This is a genomic window from Caballeronia sp. INML1 (assembly GCF_023631085.1).
Classification (GTDB): Bacteria; Pseudomonadota; Gammaproteobacteria; order Burkholderiales; family Burkholderiaceae; genus Caballeronia; species Caballeronia turbans.
This window is the reverse complement of record NZ_JALQDT010000004.1, coordinates 237923-254551: the sequence shown is the minus strand read 5'-3', so window position 1 is coordinate 254551 and position 16629 is coordinate 237923. Positions and strand designations below refer to the sequence as shown.

16 protein-coding genes are annotated in these 16629 nt (G+C 64.5%); 14 read left to right on the top strand and 2 right to left on the bottom strand.

Translation table 11 applies throughout. The annotated features are described in order from the left end of the window. Positions 1–82: 82 nt before the first annotated feature. The 13 genes from miaB to NCR38_RS02135 all read left to right on the top strand — a co-directional run bounded on the left by miaB (position 83) and on the right by NCR38_RS02135 (position 13891). Complete coding sequence (gene miaB / locus NCR38_RS02195) at positions 83–1444, top strand: tRNA (N6-isopentenyl adenosine(37)-C2)-methylthiotransferase MiaB (protein WP_250476322.1); 1362 nt, start codon at positions 83–85, stop codon at positions 1442–1444. A 21-nt stretch (positions 1445–1465) separates the two neighbouring features. Beyond that, complete coding sequence (locus NCR38_RS02190; RefSeq protein WP_061117751.1) at positions 1466–2584, top strand: PhoH family protein; 1119 nt, start codon at positions 1466–1468, stop codon at positions 2582–2584. Then, positions 2581–3045 (top strand): rRNA maturation RNase YbeY, encoded by a 465-nt coding sequence (gene ybeY, locus NCR38_RS02185; RefSeq protein ID WP_250476321.1) that lies wholly within the window; start codon positions 2581–2583, stop codon positions 3043–3045. Before NCR38_RS02190 ends, ybeY begins: the two co-directional genes overlap by 4 nt. Before the next feature lie 35 nt (positions 3046–3080). Then, complete coding sequence (locus tag NCR38_RS02180) at positions 3081–3773, top strand: gamma-glutamylcyclotransferase (RefSeq protein WP_061117753.1); 693 nt, start codon at positions 3081–3083, stop codon at positions 3771–3773. 200 nt (positions 3774–3973) lie between these two features. After that, the gene (locus NCR38_RS02175) at positions 3974–4879 is read left to right on the top strand and encodes an HlyC/CorC family transporter (protein ID WP_061117754.1); all 906 of its coding nucleotides are present in this window, start codon (positions 3974–3976) and stop codon (positions 4877–4879) included. Positions 4880–4958: 79 nt separating this feature from the next. Continuing rightward, positions 4959–6632, top strand: a complete 1674-nt coding sequence (lnt, locus tag NCR38_RS02170; RefSeq protein WP_250476320.1) for an apolipoprotein N-acyltransferase — start codon at positions 4959–4961, stop codon at positions 6630–6632. 195 nt (positions 6633–6827) lie between these two features. Further along, a complete protein-coding gene (glyQ, locus tag NCR38_RS02165) occupies positions 6828–7856 on the top strand; it encodes a glycine--tRNA ligase subunit alpha (protein WP_086960944.1) in 1029 nt (342 codons plus the stop codon). 17 nt (positions 7857–7873) lie between these two features. Next, positions 7874–9973, top strand: a complete 2100-nt coding sequence (glyS, locus tag NCR38_RS02160) for a glycine--tRNA ligase subunit beta (protein ID WP_250476319.1) — start codon at positions 7874–7876, stop codon at positions 9971–9973. 9 nt (positions 9974–9982) lie between these two features. Further along, positions 9983–10555, top strand: coding sequence for a D-glycero-beta-D-manno-heptose 1,7-bisphosphate 7-phosphatase (gene gmhB, locus NCR38_RS02155; protein WP_061117757.1), 573 nt, complete (start codon positions 9983–9985; stop codon positions 10553–10555). Between the two features lie 12 nt (positions 10556–10567). Next, positions 10568–11341: a 1-acyl-sn-glycerol-3-phosphate acyltransferase gene (locus NCR38_RS02150; RefSeq protein ID WP_061117758.1), complete on the top strand. Its 774-nt coding sequence runs from the start codon at positions 10568–10570 to the stop codon at positions 11339–11341. Positions 11342–11423: 82 nt separating this feature from the next. Further along, on the top strand, positions 11424–12344 hold the full coding sequence (locus tag NCR38_RS02145; RefSeq protein ID WP_061117882.1) for a M48 family metallopeptidase: 921 nt from the start codon (positions 11424–11426) through the stop codon (positions 12342–12344). Between the two features lie 81 nt (positions 12345–12425). Next, complete coding sequence (gene gloA, locus NCR38_RS02140) at positions 12426–12812, top strand: lactoylglutathione lyase (protein WP_061117759.1); 387 nt, start codon at positions 12426–12428, stop codon at positions 12810–12812. 149 nt (positions 12813–12961) lie between these two features. Next, positions 12962–13891: a DMT family transporter gene (locus NCR38_RS02135; RefSeq protein ID WP_061117760.1), complete on the top strand. Its 930-nt coding sequence runs from the start codon at positions 12962–12964 to the stop codon at positions 13889–13891. 1 nt (position 13892) lies between these two features. Here the strand turns inward: NCR38_RS02135 and NCR38_RS02130 are convergent, their stop codons facing one another. Beyond that, a complete protein-coding gene (locus NCR38_RS02130) occupies positions 13893–14906 on the bottom strand; it encodes a DedA family protein/thiosulfate sulfurtransferase GlpE (protein ID WP_061117761.1) in 1014 nt (337 codons plus the stop codon). 162 nt (positions 14907–15068) lie between these two features. Between NCR38_RS02130 and NCR38_RS02125 the strand changes: the two genes are divergently transcribed. Beyond that, the gene (locus NCR38_RS02125) at positions 15069–15929 is read left to right on the top strand and encodes an MBL fold metallo-hydrolase (RefSeq protein ID WP_250476318.1); all 861 of its coding nucleotides are present in this window, start codon (positions 15069–15071) and stop codon (positions 15927–15929) included. On the opposite strand, the gene NCR38_RS02120 is transcribed toward NCR38_RS02125, so the two are convergent. Then, positions 15926–16561 carry a FadR/GntR family transcriptional regulator gene (locus NCR38_RS02120; protein ID WP_409219251.1) on the bottom strand — a complete coding sequence of 212 codons (636 nt, stop codon included), beginning with the start codon at positions 16559–16561 and terminating at the stop codon, positions 15926–15928. The two genes, NCR38_RS02125 and NCR38_RS02120, sit on opposite strands and share 4 nt — an antisense overlap. Between the last annotated feature and the right edge of the window lie 68 nt (positions 16562–16629).

The window sequence follows — 16629 nt, the reverse complement described above, 5'->3', positions numbered from 1 at the left end:
AGATCGCTGTAGAAGTCCGCGAAAACTCCCTCAATCCTCTTACCTGCGCCCCCAGATCAACCACTGCGACCGGCGACGATTCATGACCAAGAAAGTTTATGTAAAGACCTTCGGCTGCCAGATGAACGAGTACGACTCCGACAAGATGGTGGACGTGCTCGGCGCGGCGGAAGGACTCGTCAAGACGGACACGCCCGAAGACGCGGACGTCATCCTGTTCAACACGTGCTCGGTGCGCGAAAAGGCCCAGGAGAAAGTGTTCTCCGATCTCGGCCGCGTGCGCGAGCTGAAGGAGGCGAATCCGAATCTGCTGATCGGCGTCGGCGGTTGCGTCGCGAGCCAGGAAGGCGCGTCGATCGTCGCGCGGGCGCCGTATGTCGATCTCGTGTTCGGCCCGCAGACGCTGCATCGCCTGCCCGCGATGATCGATCAGCGCCGCGCCACCGGCCGCGCGCAGGTCGACATCACGTTCCCCGAAATCGAGAAGTTCGATCATCTGCCGCCCGCACGCGTCGACGGCCCGAGCGCGTTCGTGTCGATCATGGAAGGTTGCAGCAAGTACTGCAGCTACTGCGTCGTGCCCTACACGCGCGGCGAGGAAGTCTCCCGCCCACTCGACGACGTGCTCACCGAAATCGCCGGCCTCGCCGATCAGGGCGTGCGCGAAGTCACGCTGCTCGGCCAGAACGTGAACGCCTATCGCGGCGCGCTCACGCTCGGCTCGCACGACATCGCGGATTTCGCGACGCTCATCGAGTACGTCGCGGATGTGCCCGGCATCGAACGCATTCGCTATACCACATCGCATCCGAAGGAATTCACGCAGCGCCTCATCGACACTTACGCGAAAGTGCCGAAGCTCGTCTCGCATCTGCATTTGCCGGTGCAGCACGGCTCGGATCGCATTCTGATGGCGATGAAGCGCGGCTACTCCGTGCTCGAGTACAAGTCGGTCATCCGCAAACTCCGCGCGATTCGCCCGGATCTGTCGCTATCGACGGACTTCATCGTGGGTTTCCCCGGAGAGACCGAGGACGATTTCAACAAGATGATGGCCCTCGTCGACGAGATGAGCTATGACACGAGCTTTTCGTTCATCTACAGTCCGCGCCCCGGCACGCCGGCCGCGAACCTGCATGACGACACGCCGCGCGAAGTGAAGCTAAAGCGTCTGCAACATCTGCAGGCGACCATCGAGGAAAACGTGCAGTGCATCAGCGCGTCGATGGTCGGCAAGGTCGAGCGTATTCTGGTCGAGCGGCCCGCGCGCAAGGACCCGAACGAGCTCGCCGGGCGCACGCAGAACAACCGCGTCGTCAATTTCCCCGCGCCGGCCGAGTCGCACGCGCGTTTGATCGGCCAGATGATCGACGTGAAGATCGTGCATGCGTATCCGCATTCGCTGCGCGGCGAACTGGTCATGGCGCCCGAGTTGACGCACTAAGGAAAGGAACCCAGGTTCATCTTGAAGAACGCTCCTACGCAGCATCTGGAATTCACCGCGCCGCGCGACGACAACGCGCGGCTCGCCAACCTCTGCGGCCCGCTCGACGAAAACCTGCGGCAGATCGAGCAGGCGCTCGATGTGACGCTTTCGCGTCGCGGCCACAAGATCGCGATTCGCGGCCGTGGCGCGAAAGTCGCGCTCGCGGCGCTCGAGAACTTCTACAACCGCGCGCGCGATCCGATTTCCGTCGACGACATTCAACTCGCGCTCGTCGAGGCGAGCCATGCGACGCGCCGCGCGAAGGATGCGCGCGAAGCCAACGGTGAAGAAGGCGAGATCGATCCGCGTTTTCGTGGCGATCCGGATCATCCGTTCGATGAACCGAGCGCGACGATCGACCTCGGCGAAGACGAAGACCACGGTCCGAAGCTCTACACGCGCCGGGCCGATCTGCGCGGCCGCACGCCGGCGCAGCGCGAGTATCTGAAGCAGATCATCGCGCACGACGTGACGTTCGGCATCGGGCCGGCGGGCACGGGCAAGACTTATCTCGCGGTCGCGTGCGCGGTCGATGCACTCGAACGCGATCAGGTGAAGCGCATCGTGCTGACGCGTCCGGCCGTCGAGGCGGGCGAGCGGCTCGGCTTCCTGCCGGGTGATCTCGCGCAGAAGGTCGATCCGTATCTGCGTCCGCTCTATGACGCGCTTTACGATCTGCTCGGCTTCGACAAGACGGCGAAGATGTTCGAACGTCAGATGATCGAGATCGCGCCGCTCGCGTACATGCGCGGGCGCACGCTGAATCACGCGTTCATCATTCTCGACGAGGCGCAGAACACTACGCCCGAGCAGATGAAGATGTTCCTCACGCGTATCGGCTTCGGCTCGAAGGCGGTCGTCACCGGCGATACCACGCAGGTCGACCTGCCGCGCGGCCACAAGAGCGGGCTGATCGAGGCGCAGCACGTGCTCTCGGAAGTGCGCGGCATCGCGATCACGCACTTCACGTCGGCGGATGTGGTGCGGCATCCGCTCGTCGCGCGCATCGTCGAGGCTTACGACGCGCAATCGCAGAAAGATGCGGCGCTCGCCGAGGCCGCGCGCGTCGCTCAGCAGTCGCAGCAAAAGCCCGAATGAAGCCGCGCCTCGCATTGACGATGCAGTTCCCCGCCGCAAAAGCGTACCCGTCGCACAAGGCGATCTTGCCGCGCGCGACGGTCGCGCGCTGGATCAGGGCCTCGCTTTTCGCCGACGCCGAGCTGACCGTGCGCTTCGTCGACGAGGAAGAAGGCCGGATGCTCAATCGCACGTATCGCCAGAAGGATTACGCGACGAACGTGCTCACGTTCGCCTATGCGGAATCCGAGGACGATCCCGTCGCGGGCGATCTGATTCTGTGCTGCCCCGTCGTCGAGCGCGAAGCCGACGAACAGGGCAAGCCGCTCGCCGCGCACTACGCGCATCTGATCGTCCACGGCACGCTCCATGCGCAGGGCTACGACCATGAAGTCGAAAGCGAAGCGCAAGAGATGGAATCCATTGAGACGGATATCATGCAGTCTCTGGGATTTTCCGATCCTTACGTGCCTTTGACCTGAAGCCGGTCCGATGTCCTCGATGTGTTGAAAGCGCCGTGAACGACAAGACGCCCGAACCCGCGCAAGCCGCACCTTCCGAAGCCGATCCGCCGCCCGCGCCCTGCCCGGACTATCCGCCCGCGCTCGGCGAATCCGCGCTGCTGACGGACGAGGAACTGGCCGCGTCGCGCGACGCGGCGCTCGCTCACTGGGACCGGAAGTCGGATTTGTGGCTGTTCGGGTACGGCTCGCTGATCTGGAACCCCGGCTTGCCGACGCTCGAAGCCGTGCGCGGCAAGGTGCATGGCTACCATCGCGGGCTTTATTTGTGGTCGCGCGTGAATCGCGGCACGCCGGAACAGCCTGGCCTCGTGCTGGCGCTGGATCGCGGCGGCTCGTGCACCGGCATGGCGTTCAGGCTCGCGGGCGCCGATGCGATCGAGCATCTCCAGGTATTGTGGCGGCGCGAAATGGCGATGGCGTCGTATAGGCCCGCGTGGCTGCCCTGCACGCTCGCGGACGGACGGCGCGTGGAGGCGCTGGCATTCGTGATGCGCCGGGATGCGACTTCCTATACCGGCAAACTCTCCGATCCGATCGTGCGCACCGTGCTCGGCTGTGCGAGCGGCCGCTATGGCACGACGCTGGATTACGTAAGCCGGACCGTCGAGGCGCTGCGCGAGAGCGGCATGCCGGATCGCGCCCTCGAAGCGCTCCTGAAACGCTGTCAGGAACAAGGAAATAAATGACGCGCGTGCTTTTCGCATCCGTACGATTTTTTACCGCGCGTCGTCCGTTCGGACAACGCTCATCGCCGGACATACTCCTCGCATATTTATCGGCTAGCATGGCTCATGACATGCGCACTGCGCCACGCAGTCCCCGTTTTTCCTTGGTGTATGCTTGAACTTCCGCTAACCCGCGCCCGGGAACTCCCGGGCGCTCCGCTATGAACGAACCTTATCCCAGTCGACGCCACACCGACAAACCGCCGGAAAAGCGCTCTTTGCTCGAACGGCTGACCGATTTCATCTCGCACGAGCCCGAATCGCGCGACGAACTTCTCGAAGTGCTCCAGGATGCGCACGAGCGCAACCTGCTCGATGCCGATTCGCTCTCGATGATCGAAGGCGTCTTTCAGGTGTCCGATCTCTGCGCGCGCGACATCATGGTTCCGCGCGCCCAGATGGACGCCATCAACATCGCGGAAACGCCCGCCGAATTCATCCCGTTCGTGCTCGACAAGGCGCATTCGCGCTATCCCGTGTACGAGGGCAATCGGGACAACATCATCGGCGTGCTGCTCGCGAAAGACTTGCTGCGCTACTACGCGGAAGAGGAATTCGACGTGCGCGGCATGCTGCGCCCCGCCGTCTTCATCCCCGAATCGAAGCGCCTGAACGTGCTGCTGCACGACTTTCGCGTGAACCGCAATCACATCGCGATCGTCGTCGACGAATACGGCGGCGTGGCGGGTCTCATCACGATCGAAGACGTGCTCGAGCAGATCGTCGGCGACATCGAGGACGAATACGACTTCGACGAAGAAGCCGGCAATATCATCGCGACGCCTGACGGCAAGTATCGCGTGCGCGCGCTGACCGGCATCGAACAGTTCAACGAGGAGTTCGGCACCGATTACTCCGACGACGAGGTCGATACCATCGGCGGTCTCGTCACGCATCGCTTCGGGCGCGTGCCGCATCGCGGCGAGAAAGTGCGCATCGACGATTTCGCGTTCGAGATCCTGCGCGGCGACGCCCGGCAGATTCACGTTCTTCTCGTGCGGCGCGTGCCGAATCTCGCGCAGCAACATCACCACGCAGGCGACGACGAAGACGAATTGCGCGACTAAGCGCGCCGCGGGCGCCGGAGCGAATCCGGCGCCCGCCATCACCCCTTCGCCCGCCTACGTTTCATCTCGACCGTCATTAATGGCCGATTCATCGTTTCGTTTCCTCTCCCGTCAACGCGACGCATCCCTCATCTCCGAGTCGCCGCGCGCATTGCCCTTCTGGCATTACCTCGTGGCCGCCGTGCTCGGCGCCATCAATACGCTCTCCTTCGCCCCGACGCCGCACGGCGGCTGGATCGAGCTCGTCATCTTCGCGCTCTTTTTCGCGTGGCTCACGCGCACCGGCAACTGGCGCAGCGCCGCCGCGACCGGCTGGGCGTTCGGCTTCGGCAACTTCGTCACGGGCGTGTGGTGGCTCTACGTGAGCATGCATGTCTACGGCGGGATGGCCGCGCCGCTCGCCGCAGCGGCCGTCGCGCTGTTTTCGCTTTACCTCGCGATTTATCCGGCGCTGGCGAGCGCGGTCTGGTCGTTCGTCGCGGGCCGCGCGCGCTTCGGCGATGAAGACACGGCCACCGCACGCGACATCGACGCCTCGCCGCGCTTTGCGCCGACATGGCACGGCGCGTTTGCGTTCGCGAGCGCGTGGGCGCTCGGCGAATGGCTGCGTGGACTCGTGTTCACGGGCTTTCCGTGGCTCGCGAGCGGTTATGCGCAAGTCGACGGACCGCTCAAGGGCTTCGGCGCGCTCGTCGGCGTGTACGGTGTCGGCTGGGTGCTCGCGCTCGTCGCGGCGCTGATCGTGCAGACGCTGTATCACTGGCGACATGCGGGCCGTGGCGCGCGTGCGCTGATCCCCGCGGCTGTTGCCATTGCGCTGATCGTCGGGGGCATGCTGCTATCGTTCGTCGAATGGACGACGCCCGCCAACGCCCCTCTCGATGTGCGTCTCCTGCAAGGCAATGTGAAACAGGAAATGAAGTTCGAACAAGCCGGTGTCGATGAATCGCTCGCGCTCTACCAGCGGCTCATCACCGAGAAGCCCGCCGATCTGATCGTCACGCCGGAAACTGCGCTGCCCGTCTTGTCCGTGCAGATTCCTCGAGACTTCGCCGTCACGATCCGGAACTTCGCGGACGACACGAACTCGTCGATTCTCTTCGGCGCGATCGGCGTCACGATTCTCCCCGATGGCCGCGCGACCGATTACACCAACAGCCTCTTCGGCGTCACGCCGCACGTGAACGGCGTGTACCGCTACGACAAGCATCATCTCGTGCCCTTCGGAGAATTCGTGCCGCTCGGCTTTCACTGGTTCGTGCGCATGATGGGCATTCCGCTCGGCGATCTTGCGCGCGGGCCGATCGCGCAGAAGGCGTTCATCGTGCACAACCAGCCGGTCGCCGTGGATATCTGCTACGAGGACATCTTCGGCGAAGAGATCGCGCGCACGATCCGCGAGCAGGAAACGCCTGCGGGCATTCTGGTCAACTCGACAAACCTCGCGTGGTTCGGCAATACGATTGCGCTCGATCAGCATCTTCAGATCGCGCGCATGCGATCGATCGAAACCGGCCGGCCGATGCTGCGCGCTACCAACACCGGCATGACGGCGGTGATCGCGGCGAACGGCGATGTCGTCTCGAAGCTGCCGACCTTCACGACCGGCGTGCTCGAAGCGCGCGTGCAAGGGACGTCGGGCAGCACGCCGTATGTGACGAGCGGGAATATGACGGTGATCGCGATGTCGCTCTTGTTGCTCGCGTTCGGGTTTGCGTTTGCACCTGACCGGAAACGTTCGGACGCGCGCTGAACATCGACTGAAACGATGCCGCGTTGCGCCATGCGACGCGGCCCGCGCGTCTGTTTCCGCAGGCGCGTCGATTCCCAAAAAGCCGCAGCCGCCCTGCCGTTCGGCTAAAATTCCCGGTTTCAGCACTTTGGCCGAGCCTCCGAGTCGCGTCGTCCCGACGATGGCCGCGCCGCGTCCGCCCCGCAAAAGGCAATCATGCTCACATTCCAGCAAATCATTCTGACGCTGCAGTCCTACTGGAACGAGAAGGGCTGCGCGCTCCTCCAGCCGATCGACATGGAAGTCGGCGCGGGCACCTCGCACGTCCACACGTTCCTGCGCGCGATCGGCCCCGAGCCGTGGCGCGCGGCCTACGTTCAACCGTCGCGCCGCCCGAAGGACGGCCGCTATGGCGAGAATCCGAACCGCCTGCAGCACTACTATCAGTATCAGGTTGTGCTGAAACCCGCGCCTGAAAACATTCTCGATCTGTACCTCGGCTCGCTCGAAGCGCTCGGCTTCGATCTGAAGCAGAACGACGTGCGCTTCGTCGAGGATGACTGGGAGAACCCCACGCTCGGCGCGTGGGGCCTCGGCTGGGAAGTGTGGCTCAACGGCATGGAAGTGACGCAGTTCACGTATTTCCAGCAGGCGGGCGGCATCGATTGCAAGCCGGTGCTCGGCGAAATCACCTACGGCCTCGAACGTCTCGCGATGTATCTGCAAAAGGTCGAGAACGTGTACGACCTCGTCTGGACCGAATGGGAAGAAGACGGTCCGAACGGCCGCGTGCTGCGCCGGCTGACCTACGGTGACGTGTATCACCAGAACGAAGTCGAACAGTCCACCTATAACTTCGAGCATGCGAACGTCGACCTGCTCTTCACCTTCTTCAAGAGCTACGAAGAAGAAGCGAAGAAGATGATCGACGCAAAGCTCGCGCTGCCCGCATATGAACTCGTGCTGAAGGCGGGCCACACGTTCAATCTGCTCGATGCGCGCGGCGCCATTTCCGTCACGGAGCGCGCGGCGTACATCGGCCGCATCCGTGCGCTGTCGCGTCTCGTCGCGCAGGCTTACTACGATTCGCGCGAAGCGCTCGGCTTCCCGATGCTCGGCAACCCGGTGCGAGGCGATCGCGACCTCGTCACCGACGAGCAGGAAGCGCAGCGCCCCGCGTGGGCGCCGCCGCTCAAGCCGGAAAGCACGCCGCCGGGCGAACGCAGCAACAACGAACAGGTTTGACGAGGCTCGACAGAACAATGACGCAATCCAAACACGCTTCTCTGCTCGTCGAGCTGCTCACCGAGGAACTGCCGCCGAAGGCGCTCGCGCGTCTCGGCACCGCTTTCGCCGACGGCATCGTCGAACGTCTCGCCGCACGCGATCTGATCGACGGCGCGCCCTCGTTCGAAAAGTACGCGACGCCGCGCCGCCTCGCCGTGCTCATCCGGAACGTGCGCGATGTCGCGCCGCAAAGGCAGGTGCGCGAGAAAGTGCTGCCGGTGACGGTCGCGCTCGACAAGGAAGGCAACCCTACAGCGCCGCTCGCGAAGAAGCTCGCGGCGCTCGGCTTCCCCGACTTCCCGCTCGCCGAACTCGAACGCGCACAGGACGGCAAGGCGGAAGCGTTCTTCCTGCGCTATGCCGCGCCCGGCGCGACGCTCGCCGACGGGCTGCAAGCCGCGCTCGATGAAACACTCGGCAAGTTGCCGATTCCGAAGGTCATGACTTACCAGCGTCCGGACGGCACCAGCGTGCAGTTCGTGCGTCCGGTGCAGCGCCTGACCGCCATGCACGGGCGCAATATCGTGCCGGTCAGCGCGCTTGGCGTCGATTCGGGCGATACGACCATCGGCCATCGATTCATGTCGGAAGGCTTCGTCGCGATTCCGCACGCAGACGATTACGCCGACACGCTGCGCAGCAAGGGGCATGTGGTCGCCAACTTCGAGGATCGCCGCGAGTCGATTCGCACGCAACTTCTCGCGTTCGCAGGAGTTGACCGCGTCGTGATGCCCGAAGCGCTGCTCGACGAAGTGAACGCGCTCGTCGAATGGCCGGTCGTCTACGAATGCCGCTTCGACGAGGAGTTCCTGCAGGTGCCGCAGGAATGTCTGATCCTCACGATGCAGACCAACCAGAAGTACTTCGCGCTCACCGACCAGCACGGCAAGCTGCGCTCGCGCTTCCTGATCGTGTCGAACATCGATACGAAGACGCCCGGCGAGATCGTCGAAGGCAACGAGCGCGTCGTGCGCCCGCGCCTGGCCGATGCGAAGTTCTTCTTCACGCAGGACAAGAAGAAGCGTCTCGAAGATCGCGTGCCGCTGCTCGCGAACGTCGTCTATCACAACAAGCTCGGTTCGACGTTGCAACGCGTCGAGCGTCTCGAGGCGCTGGCAGGTGAAATCGCGCCGATGGTCGGCGTCGATGCCGCGCTCACCCGCCGCGCCGCGCGCCTCGCGAAGGCCGACTTGCTGACCGACATGGTCGGCGAGTTCCCGGAGCTGCAAGGGACGATGGGCACGTATTACGCACGTCACGACGGCGAGCCGGAAGAAGTCGCGCTCGCGTGCTCGGAGCACTATCAGCCGCGCTTTTCGGGCGATGAAACGCCATCGACCGGCGTCGGCGCCGCGGTCGCGCTCGCGGACAAGCTGGAAACGATCGTCGGTATCTGGGGTATCGGTCTCGCGCCGACCGGCGAGAAAGATCCGTTTGCGCTACGCCGTCACGCGCTCGGCGTGCTGCGCATCCTGCTGGAAAAGAAGCTGCCGATCGATCTGCGCGATCTCGTCGGCGTGGCGCAACGCCAGTTCGCAGGCATGCCGCAAGTCGCCGATTCGACCGACGCCATCTACGCGTTCTTCCTCGATCGCCTGCGCGGTCTGTTGCGCGAACGCGGCTTCGAAGCGAACGATATCGAAGCGGTGCTGAGCCTGAACCCGACGCGTCTCGACGACATCGTCGCGCGCCTCGATGCCGTGCGCGAGTTCGCCGCGCTGCCCGAAGCGGCGGCGCTCGCGGCGGCCAACAAGCGCATCTCGAACATCCTGAAGAAGTCGGAGCAAGGCGCGCCTTCGTCGGTGAACAAGGCGTTGCTCGTCGAAGCGGCGGAAAAGAATCTCTACGCGCAGATCGAGCAGGTGACGCCGCGCGTGCAGAGCCAACTCGCCGCGCGCAACTATACGGAAGCGTTGAGCGCGCTCGCCGCATTGCGCGAGAGCGTCGACACGTTCTTCAACGATGTGATGGTGAACGCGGAAGATCCCGCGCTGCGCAACAATCGGCTCGCATTGCTCAACGCATTGCATCAGCAGATGAACTGCGTCGCCGATATTTCGAAGCTCGCTGCCTGAAGCGCCGCCATGGTCATGAACCGAAAACTGGTCATCCTCGATCGAGACGGCGTCATCAACGTCGATTCCGATGCGTTCATCAAGTCGCCGGACGAATGGGTCGCCATTCCCGGCAGCCTCGAAGCCATTGCGCGCCTGAATCAGTCGGGCTATCGCGTCGCGATCGCATCGAATCAGTCGGGCATCGGGCGCGGTCTCTTCGACATGGCCGCGCTGAACGCGATGCATCAAAAGATGAATCGCGCGGTCGCGGCCGTCGGCGGGCGCATCGACGCGGTGTTCTTCTGCCCGCACACGGCGGAAGATCAATGCGATTGCAGGAAGCCGAGGCCCGGCATGTTGCAGCAGATCATCGACCGCTTCGAGATCGATCCTGAAATTACGCCCGTCGTCGGCGATTCGCTGCGCGATCTGCAGGCGGGCGCGGCGCTCGGCTTCCCCGTGCATCTCGTGCTCACCGGCAAGGGCGAAAAGACGCTCAAGGAAGGTCAGTTGCCCGAAGGCACCGTCGTTCACAAGGACTTGCGCGCGTTCGCGCTCGACTTCCTCGCACGGCATCAGGACCGCTCCGCGGCCCAGTAACACCGAGACGCCATGCGCTTCATCCGTTCTTTGCTGTTGATGCTCTACTTCATCGCGTACACGACGCCGTACGCGATCGCCTGCTTCATTGCGTTTCCGTTCATGCGCGCCGACAAGCGCTACTGGATGGCGGCCGGCTGGTGCAAATCGACCATCGTAGTGTTGCGACATCTGATCGGGATACGCTACACGATCGAAGGCATGGAGAACCTGCCGAATGGGCCGGCCGTGCTGCTGTCCAAGCACCAGTCCGCGTGGGAGACGCTCGCGTTTCCCGCGCTGATGCCGCGGCCGCTCTGCTACGTGTTCAAGCGCGAGCTGCTCTACGTACCGTTCTTCGGCTGGGCGCTCGGGCTGCTCAAGATGGTGCACATCGATCGCAAGCAGGGCCGCGACGCGTTCGCATCGGTCACGCGCCAGGGCCGCGCACGCATGGAAGAAGGCGCGTGGGTCATCATGTTTCCCGAAGGTACGCGCACGCGAGTCGGCAGCCAGGGCAAGTACAAGACCGGCGGCGCGCGCTTCGCCGTCGTGACCGGCGCACCGGTCGTGCCCATCGCGCACAACGCGGGGCACGTCTGGCCACGCAATTCCTTTATCAAATATCCGGGTATAGTCACGGTGTCGATCGGCAAGCCGATCGATACAGCCGGCCTCACGCCCGAGGAAGTGAACACGCGCGTCGAAAGCTGGATCGAGGCGGAAATGCGCCGCATCGATCCGCATGCTTATGCCGCGCCGAACGCGCAGCCGGGTGAAGCCGGCGCCGCGGGCGCGGGCCGCTGAAGCGGCGGCGTTCGGATCGAGCCGCGGCGTGCCTTACTCATTCTTCTCGTCATTCCTGCGCCGTGAGCGCAAAGCCGAGCCGATGCAGAAAGCCCCATCGCGACAGCGTCCCGCCGTCGCGCTCGATACCCTGCAGCTCGATCTGCCGTTCGAGCATGCGCCGGCATACTCCGGCGCGCCGCCCGCGAGCGCACCCGCTCCGCTGCGTGGCGACGTCCCTGCCGCCGATCCCCTCCCCGTCCTGACACCAGCAACTCCGGCGGCGCCGCTGCCCGATGGCGTGCGCCTGCGCCGCATCGCGCTCAAGGCGGGCGCGCTCGAGTATCGGCTGAGGCGTTCGTCGCGGCGCACGATCGGCTTTTGCATCGACGGCACCGGGCTCGCGATCACCGCGCCGCGCTGGGTGACGATCGCGGACATCGAAAGCGCGATCCTCGACAAGCAGAACTGGATCGTCAAGAAGCTCACCGAATGGCAGACGCGCGTCGAGCAGCGCGCACTGCCGCGCATCGACTGGAAGGACGGCGCTCAGTTTCCGTATCTCGGCAAGACGATCAGCGTGTCGCTCGGATCGGCGGCGAGCGCGCTGTCCTTCGACGACGCCACCAACGTGCTCTCGCTCGCCATGCCCGCCTTCGCCGACGCGCAGCAGATCAAGGATCGCGTGCAAGGCTGGCTGCAATCGGAAGCAAAGCGCATCTTCGGCGAGCGGCTCGCGGTGTATGCGGCGAAGCTCGGCGTCGAGTATCGCGCGTACGCGTTGTCATCGGCGGCGACGCGCTGGGGCAGTTGTTCCAGCGACGGCAAGATCCGCCTGAACTGGCGGCTCATTCATTTCCCGATGTCGATCATCGATTACGTCGTCGCGCACGAGCTCGCGCATCTGCGCGAGATGAACCACAGCCCGCGCTTCTGGCAGACGGTCGAATCGATCTTCCCGGAGTTCCGCGAGGCGCGGCATACATTGAAGCATCATCCGCCGGATCTGCTTCCGGCGCTCTGACGCATCGTCAGCGGGCGTCCGGCGCCGACGGTACAATTTCTTTCCTGTCCCCCGCAAACCACACACAACAGGAACCCCACCATGCGACTCCTCCATACGATGCTGCGCGTCGGCGACCTGCAGCGTTCCATCGATTTCTATACGCGCATTCTCGGCATGAAAGTGCTGCGTCAAAGCGAAAACACGGAGTACAAGTACACGCTCGCTTTCGTCGGCTACGGCCCGGAAAGCGAGAACAGCGTGCTCGAACTCACCTACAACTGGGGCACCGACAAGTACGACCTCGGCACGGCATATGGCCATATCGCGCTCGAAGTCGACGACGCCGCCGACGCATGCGAGCGCATTCGCCAGGCGGGCGGCAAGGTCACCCGCGAAGCCGGTCCCGTGAAGGGCGGCACGACCGTGATTGCGTTCGTCGAAGATCCGGACGGCTACAAGGTCGAACTGATCGAAAAGCATTCCTGATTCACGCATGAACTCGCGCCGCGCATTCGTCGCGGCGCGCAATCTCCACGGGCTCATCGCGACCTTTCGCTCATCAGGGCCCGTTCGCTGGCACAATCGACGCTCCAAATCAGTGCATGGCCTCTGCGGCCACGTTCAAGAGCCAGCCAATGAACACGCCGTCCCTCGCCCTGCGCCGCGCCCCCGACACCACCGCCATCGTCGTGATGATCGCGCTGTGCGGCGCATGGGGATTCCAGCAAGTCGCGATCAAGGAAGCGAACGCGTCGATTCCGCCAATGCTGCAAGCCGGCATCCGCTCGCTCATCGCAACACTGCTTGTATGGATCTGGACGCGCACGCGCGGCGTGCCGCTCTTCCAGCGCGACGACACGTTGCCCGCCGGCTTGCTCGCGGGCCTGCTCTTCGGCGGCGAGTTCGTCTGCATATTCTTCGGCCTGAGTCTCACCACCGCAACGCGCATGGCCGTGTTTCTCTACACCGCGCCCTGCTTCACGGCGCTCGGCCTGCACGCATTCGTGGCCGGCGAGCGGCTCTCTCGCACGCAGTGGTGCGGCATCGTGCTCGCGTTCTGCGGCATCGCACTCGCGTTCGCCGACGGTTTTCTGCACGGCAATCCGAATAGCGCATCGACGTTGCAGGGTATCGCGGGCGATGCGCTCGGCATCATGGCCGGCATCTTCTGGGCCGCGACGACCGTGGTCGTGCGTGCGTCGTCGCTGGCGCGGGCAAGCGCGAGCAAGACGCTGTTCTATCAACTGGCGGTGTCGGCGGTGCTGCTGCTCGCGCTCGCGGCAGGCATCGGGCAGACGCACGTCGAAGCCGTCTCGACGCTCGCGATCGCGAGTCTCGCGTATCAGGCGATCGTCGTCGCGTTCATCAGCTATCTGACCTGGTTCTGGCTGCTCACGCGCTATATGGCGTCGCGGCTTTCGGTGTTCTCGTTTCTCACGCCGATCTTCGGCGTCACCTTCGGCGTGCTTCTGCTCGGCGAGCATTTCACCGCGCGTTTCATGGTCGCCGCGGCGATGGTCCTCGCGGGCATCGCGCTGGTGAACCGGCCGGCGCGCCGGACGTAGATCATTCGGGCGCGGTCGCGCGAATCGTGACCATGTCGTGATCGATGTCGTCTTGGTCGGCGGCGGCGTGAAGGTGCTCCGCCGGCATCGGTTCGACCGGATAGCCGTGCTTCTCCCACGCATCCAGCCCGCCCTTCAGCGGCCGCACGTGCCTGAACCCCTTCGCGCGCAACTGCCGTGCGATGGTCTTCGCGGTCGCCTCGTTCGGGCACACGCAATACACGACCACCTCGTGCTCCGAATACAACTGATCGACGCGATCGGGCGAATCGAGATCCAGCGCGATCGCGCCCGCGATGCGATACGGCTCGCGGCGGCGGATCTCCGCCGGGCGCGCGTCGTAGATCACGGGCGGCGTGTCGGAACGCATCATCGCGTCGAGTTGATCCGGCGTGATGTGATACTTCGCGAGCCACTGGCGAAATTGCTCGCGGCGGATCCATCGATACAGCATGAAGCCGAGCGCGACCATCACGAGAATGTCGATCACCGTCGTGCCGTTGGCGCGCACCAGGATGACGAGCCGTCCGATCTGTTCCTGCAGCGCCGCGCCGCCGAGCATCCAGAAACTCGCCCACGCCGTCGCGCCGATCAGATCCCACAGCAGAAAGACGCGCACTTCGATCTGCGTGGTGCCGAGCAGCGGCGCCGACACGAGCCCGAGCCCGGGCACAAACTTCGACAGCGCGAGCAGCGGCACGCCGAAGCGCTCGAACCAGCGGCGCGCGGTGCGCAACGTCGTATCGATCGACAGCGAGAAGCGCACGAGCGAATTGAGAAAGCGCCGGCCGTAGAGTCGGCCGGCGGCGAACCAGAGCGAATCGGCGATGAGCACGGCGAGCACTGCCGCCGCGAGCATCTGCCAGAACGGCGCGTTGCCGGCGGCGACGAGCGTGCCGGCGAGAATCAGCATCGGCGCGGCGGGGACGGGCACGCCGAGCTGCGTCGCGAGGACGCTGACGAAGACGGCCCACGCGCCCCACGACGACGCGAGCGAAGTCGGGACGTGCGGCATTCGAACCTCTTGATGGAGCTTCCGTGGAGATGACCGCCGGCGCGTTCGGGTCCGGCGCAAAGGGTTACACTGTATCGCGATCCTGACAAACACGCCCGATCGATCAGGGCGACGAGAGCACGACGCGAGTCGACGCGCCGCACGGCAGCCGGGGGAATCAGCGTGCAACCCATCATTCAGCCTTTCTTCGATATCAACACCGGCACGATGACGTATGTCGTCTACGCAAAGGCCGGTTCGGCGGCCGCGATCATCGATCCCGTGCTCGACTACGACCCCAAAGCCGCGCGCACGTCGACGCAATCAGCCGATGCGGTCATCGAGTTCGTGCGCGAAGAGCGGCTTGCCGTCGAATGGATTCTGGAGACACACGCGCATGCCGACCATCTTTCGGCGGCGCCGTATCTGAAGCGCATGCTCGGCGGGAAGATCGGCATCGGCGAATCGATACGCGCCGTGCAGGGCGTGTTCAAGAAGATCTTCGATCTCGAGCCGGAGTTTCGGCTCGACGGCTCGCAATTCGATCATCTCTTTGCGGACGGCGAGCGCTTCATGATCGGCGAGCTCGAAGCCACCGCGCTCTTCGTGCCGGGCCACACGCCCGCCGACATGGCGTATCGGATCGGCGATGCGGTGTTCGTCGGCGACACGCTCTTCATGCCGGACGTCGGGACCGCGCGCTGCGATTTTCCCGGCGGCAGCGCGCGCCGGCTGTATCGATCGATCCAGCGCCTGCTCGCGCTCGATCCGGACACGCGGCTCTTCGTGTGCCACGACTATCCGCCCGACACGCGCGCCCCGCGCTGGCAATCCACGGTGCGCGAGCAGCGTGAGCAGAACATTCACGTCGGGGGCGGCAAGACCGAGGACGAATTCGTCGCGATGCGCGAGGCACGCGACGCGACCCTCGGCATGCCGACGCTCATTCTGCCGGCGATCCAGGTGAACATCCGCGCCGGCCACTTTCCTGAAGCGGCCGGCAACGGCACGACGTATCTGAAGATTCCGCTGAACGCTTTTTAGCCTTCAATCCTGCTGCGCGTCATGCCGAGCAGATCGGCCATCGCGCGGCGCGCACCGGTCGAATCGCGCGCGATGATCGCCTCGAACACGGCCGTATGCTCCGCGAGCGACGCGTTGTAGACATCGGCGCGTTTGGCGTTCAGGCGCAACTGGCCTTCCAGCGTGCGCTCGATGAGCGCGCCGAGCGGTATCAGCAATTCGTTGCTGCAGGCGGCGAGCACGCACAGATGGAAATCGAGGTCCGCGCGCACCCATTCTTCGACATTCTGTGCGCCGGCCATCGCCTGATGCGCGCGCGTGAGGCGCTCGCGCGTGCGGTCCTCGTGGTTGCCGGCGGCAAGCGCGGCGGCGTACGGCTCGATCATCTCGCGCATTTCCTGGAGCTTGAGCGCGAATTGCAGCGGCGGCGCGACGCGCGAGTACCAGTCGAGCATATCGACGTCGAGCAGATTCCAGGCATCCTTCGCGCGCACGCGCGTGCCGACCTTCGGGCGCGACTCGATCAGCCCTTTCGATGTGAGCGTGCGTAACGCCTCGCGGAGCACCGTGCGGCTCACGCCGAAGCGCTCCATCAATTCCGCTTCGCGCGGCAGAGGCGAACCGGGCGCGAAGTCCCCGCGCAGAATGGCCATGCCCAGTTCATGCGCGACGCGGCCATGTAGATCCCGGTGAATGATCGTCTCCTTTAGTGTGGGCACGA

Coding starts and splice junctions, on each gene's coding strand:
- glyQ (WP_086960944.1), top strand. CDS start 6,828: ATGCTCACATTCCAGCAAATCATTCTGACGCTGCAGTCCTACTGGAAC.
- NCR38_RS02135 (WP_061117760.1), top strand. CDS start 12,962: ATGAACACGCCGTCCCTCGCCCTGCGCCGCGCCCCCGACACCACCGCC.
- NCR38_RS02145 (WP_061117882.1), top strand. CDS start 11,424: ATGCAGAAAGCCCCATCGCGACAGCGTCCCGCCGTCGCGCTCGATACC.
- NCR38_RS02120 (WP_409219251.1), bottom strand. CDS start 16,561: ATGGCCATTCTGCGCGGGGACTTCGCGCCCGGTTCGCCTCTGCCGCGC.
- NCR38_RS02175 (WP_061117754.1), top strand. CDS start 3,974: ATGAACGAACCTTATCCCAGTCGACGCCACACCGACAAACCGCCGGAA.
- lnt (WP_250476320.1), top strand. CDS start 4,959: ATGGCCGATTCATCGTTTCGTTTCCTCTCCCGTCAACGCGACGCATCC.
- gmhB (WP_061117757.1), top strand. CDS start 9,983: ATGGTCATGAACCGAAAACTGGTCATCCTCGATCGAGACGGCGTCATC.
- glyS (WP_250476319.1), top strand. CDS start 7,874: ATGACGCAATCCAAACACGCTTCTCTGCTCGTCGAGCTGCTCACCGAG.
- gloA (WP_061117759.1), top strand. CDS start 12,426: ATGCGACTCCTCCATACGATGCTGCGCGTCGGCGACCTGCAGCGTTCC.
- NCR38_RS02150 (WP_061117758.1), top strand. CDS start 10,568: ATGCGCTTCATCCGTTCTTTGCTGTTGATGCTCTACTTCATCGCGTAC.
- NCR38_RS02130 (WP_061117761.1), bottom strand. CDS start 14,906: ATGCCGCACGTCCCGACTTCGCTCGCGTCGTCGTGGGGCGCGTGGGCC.
- miaB (WP_250476322.1), top strand. CDS start 83: ATGACCAAGAAAGTTTATGTAAAGACCTTCGGCTGCCAGATGAACGAG.
- ybeY (WP_250476321.1), top strand. CDS start 2,581: ATGAAGCCGCGCCTCGCATTGACGATGCAGTTCCCCGCCGCAAAAGCG.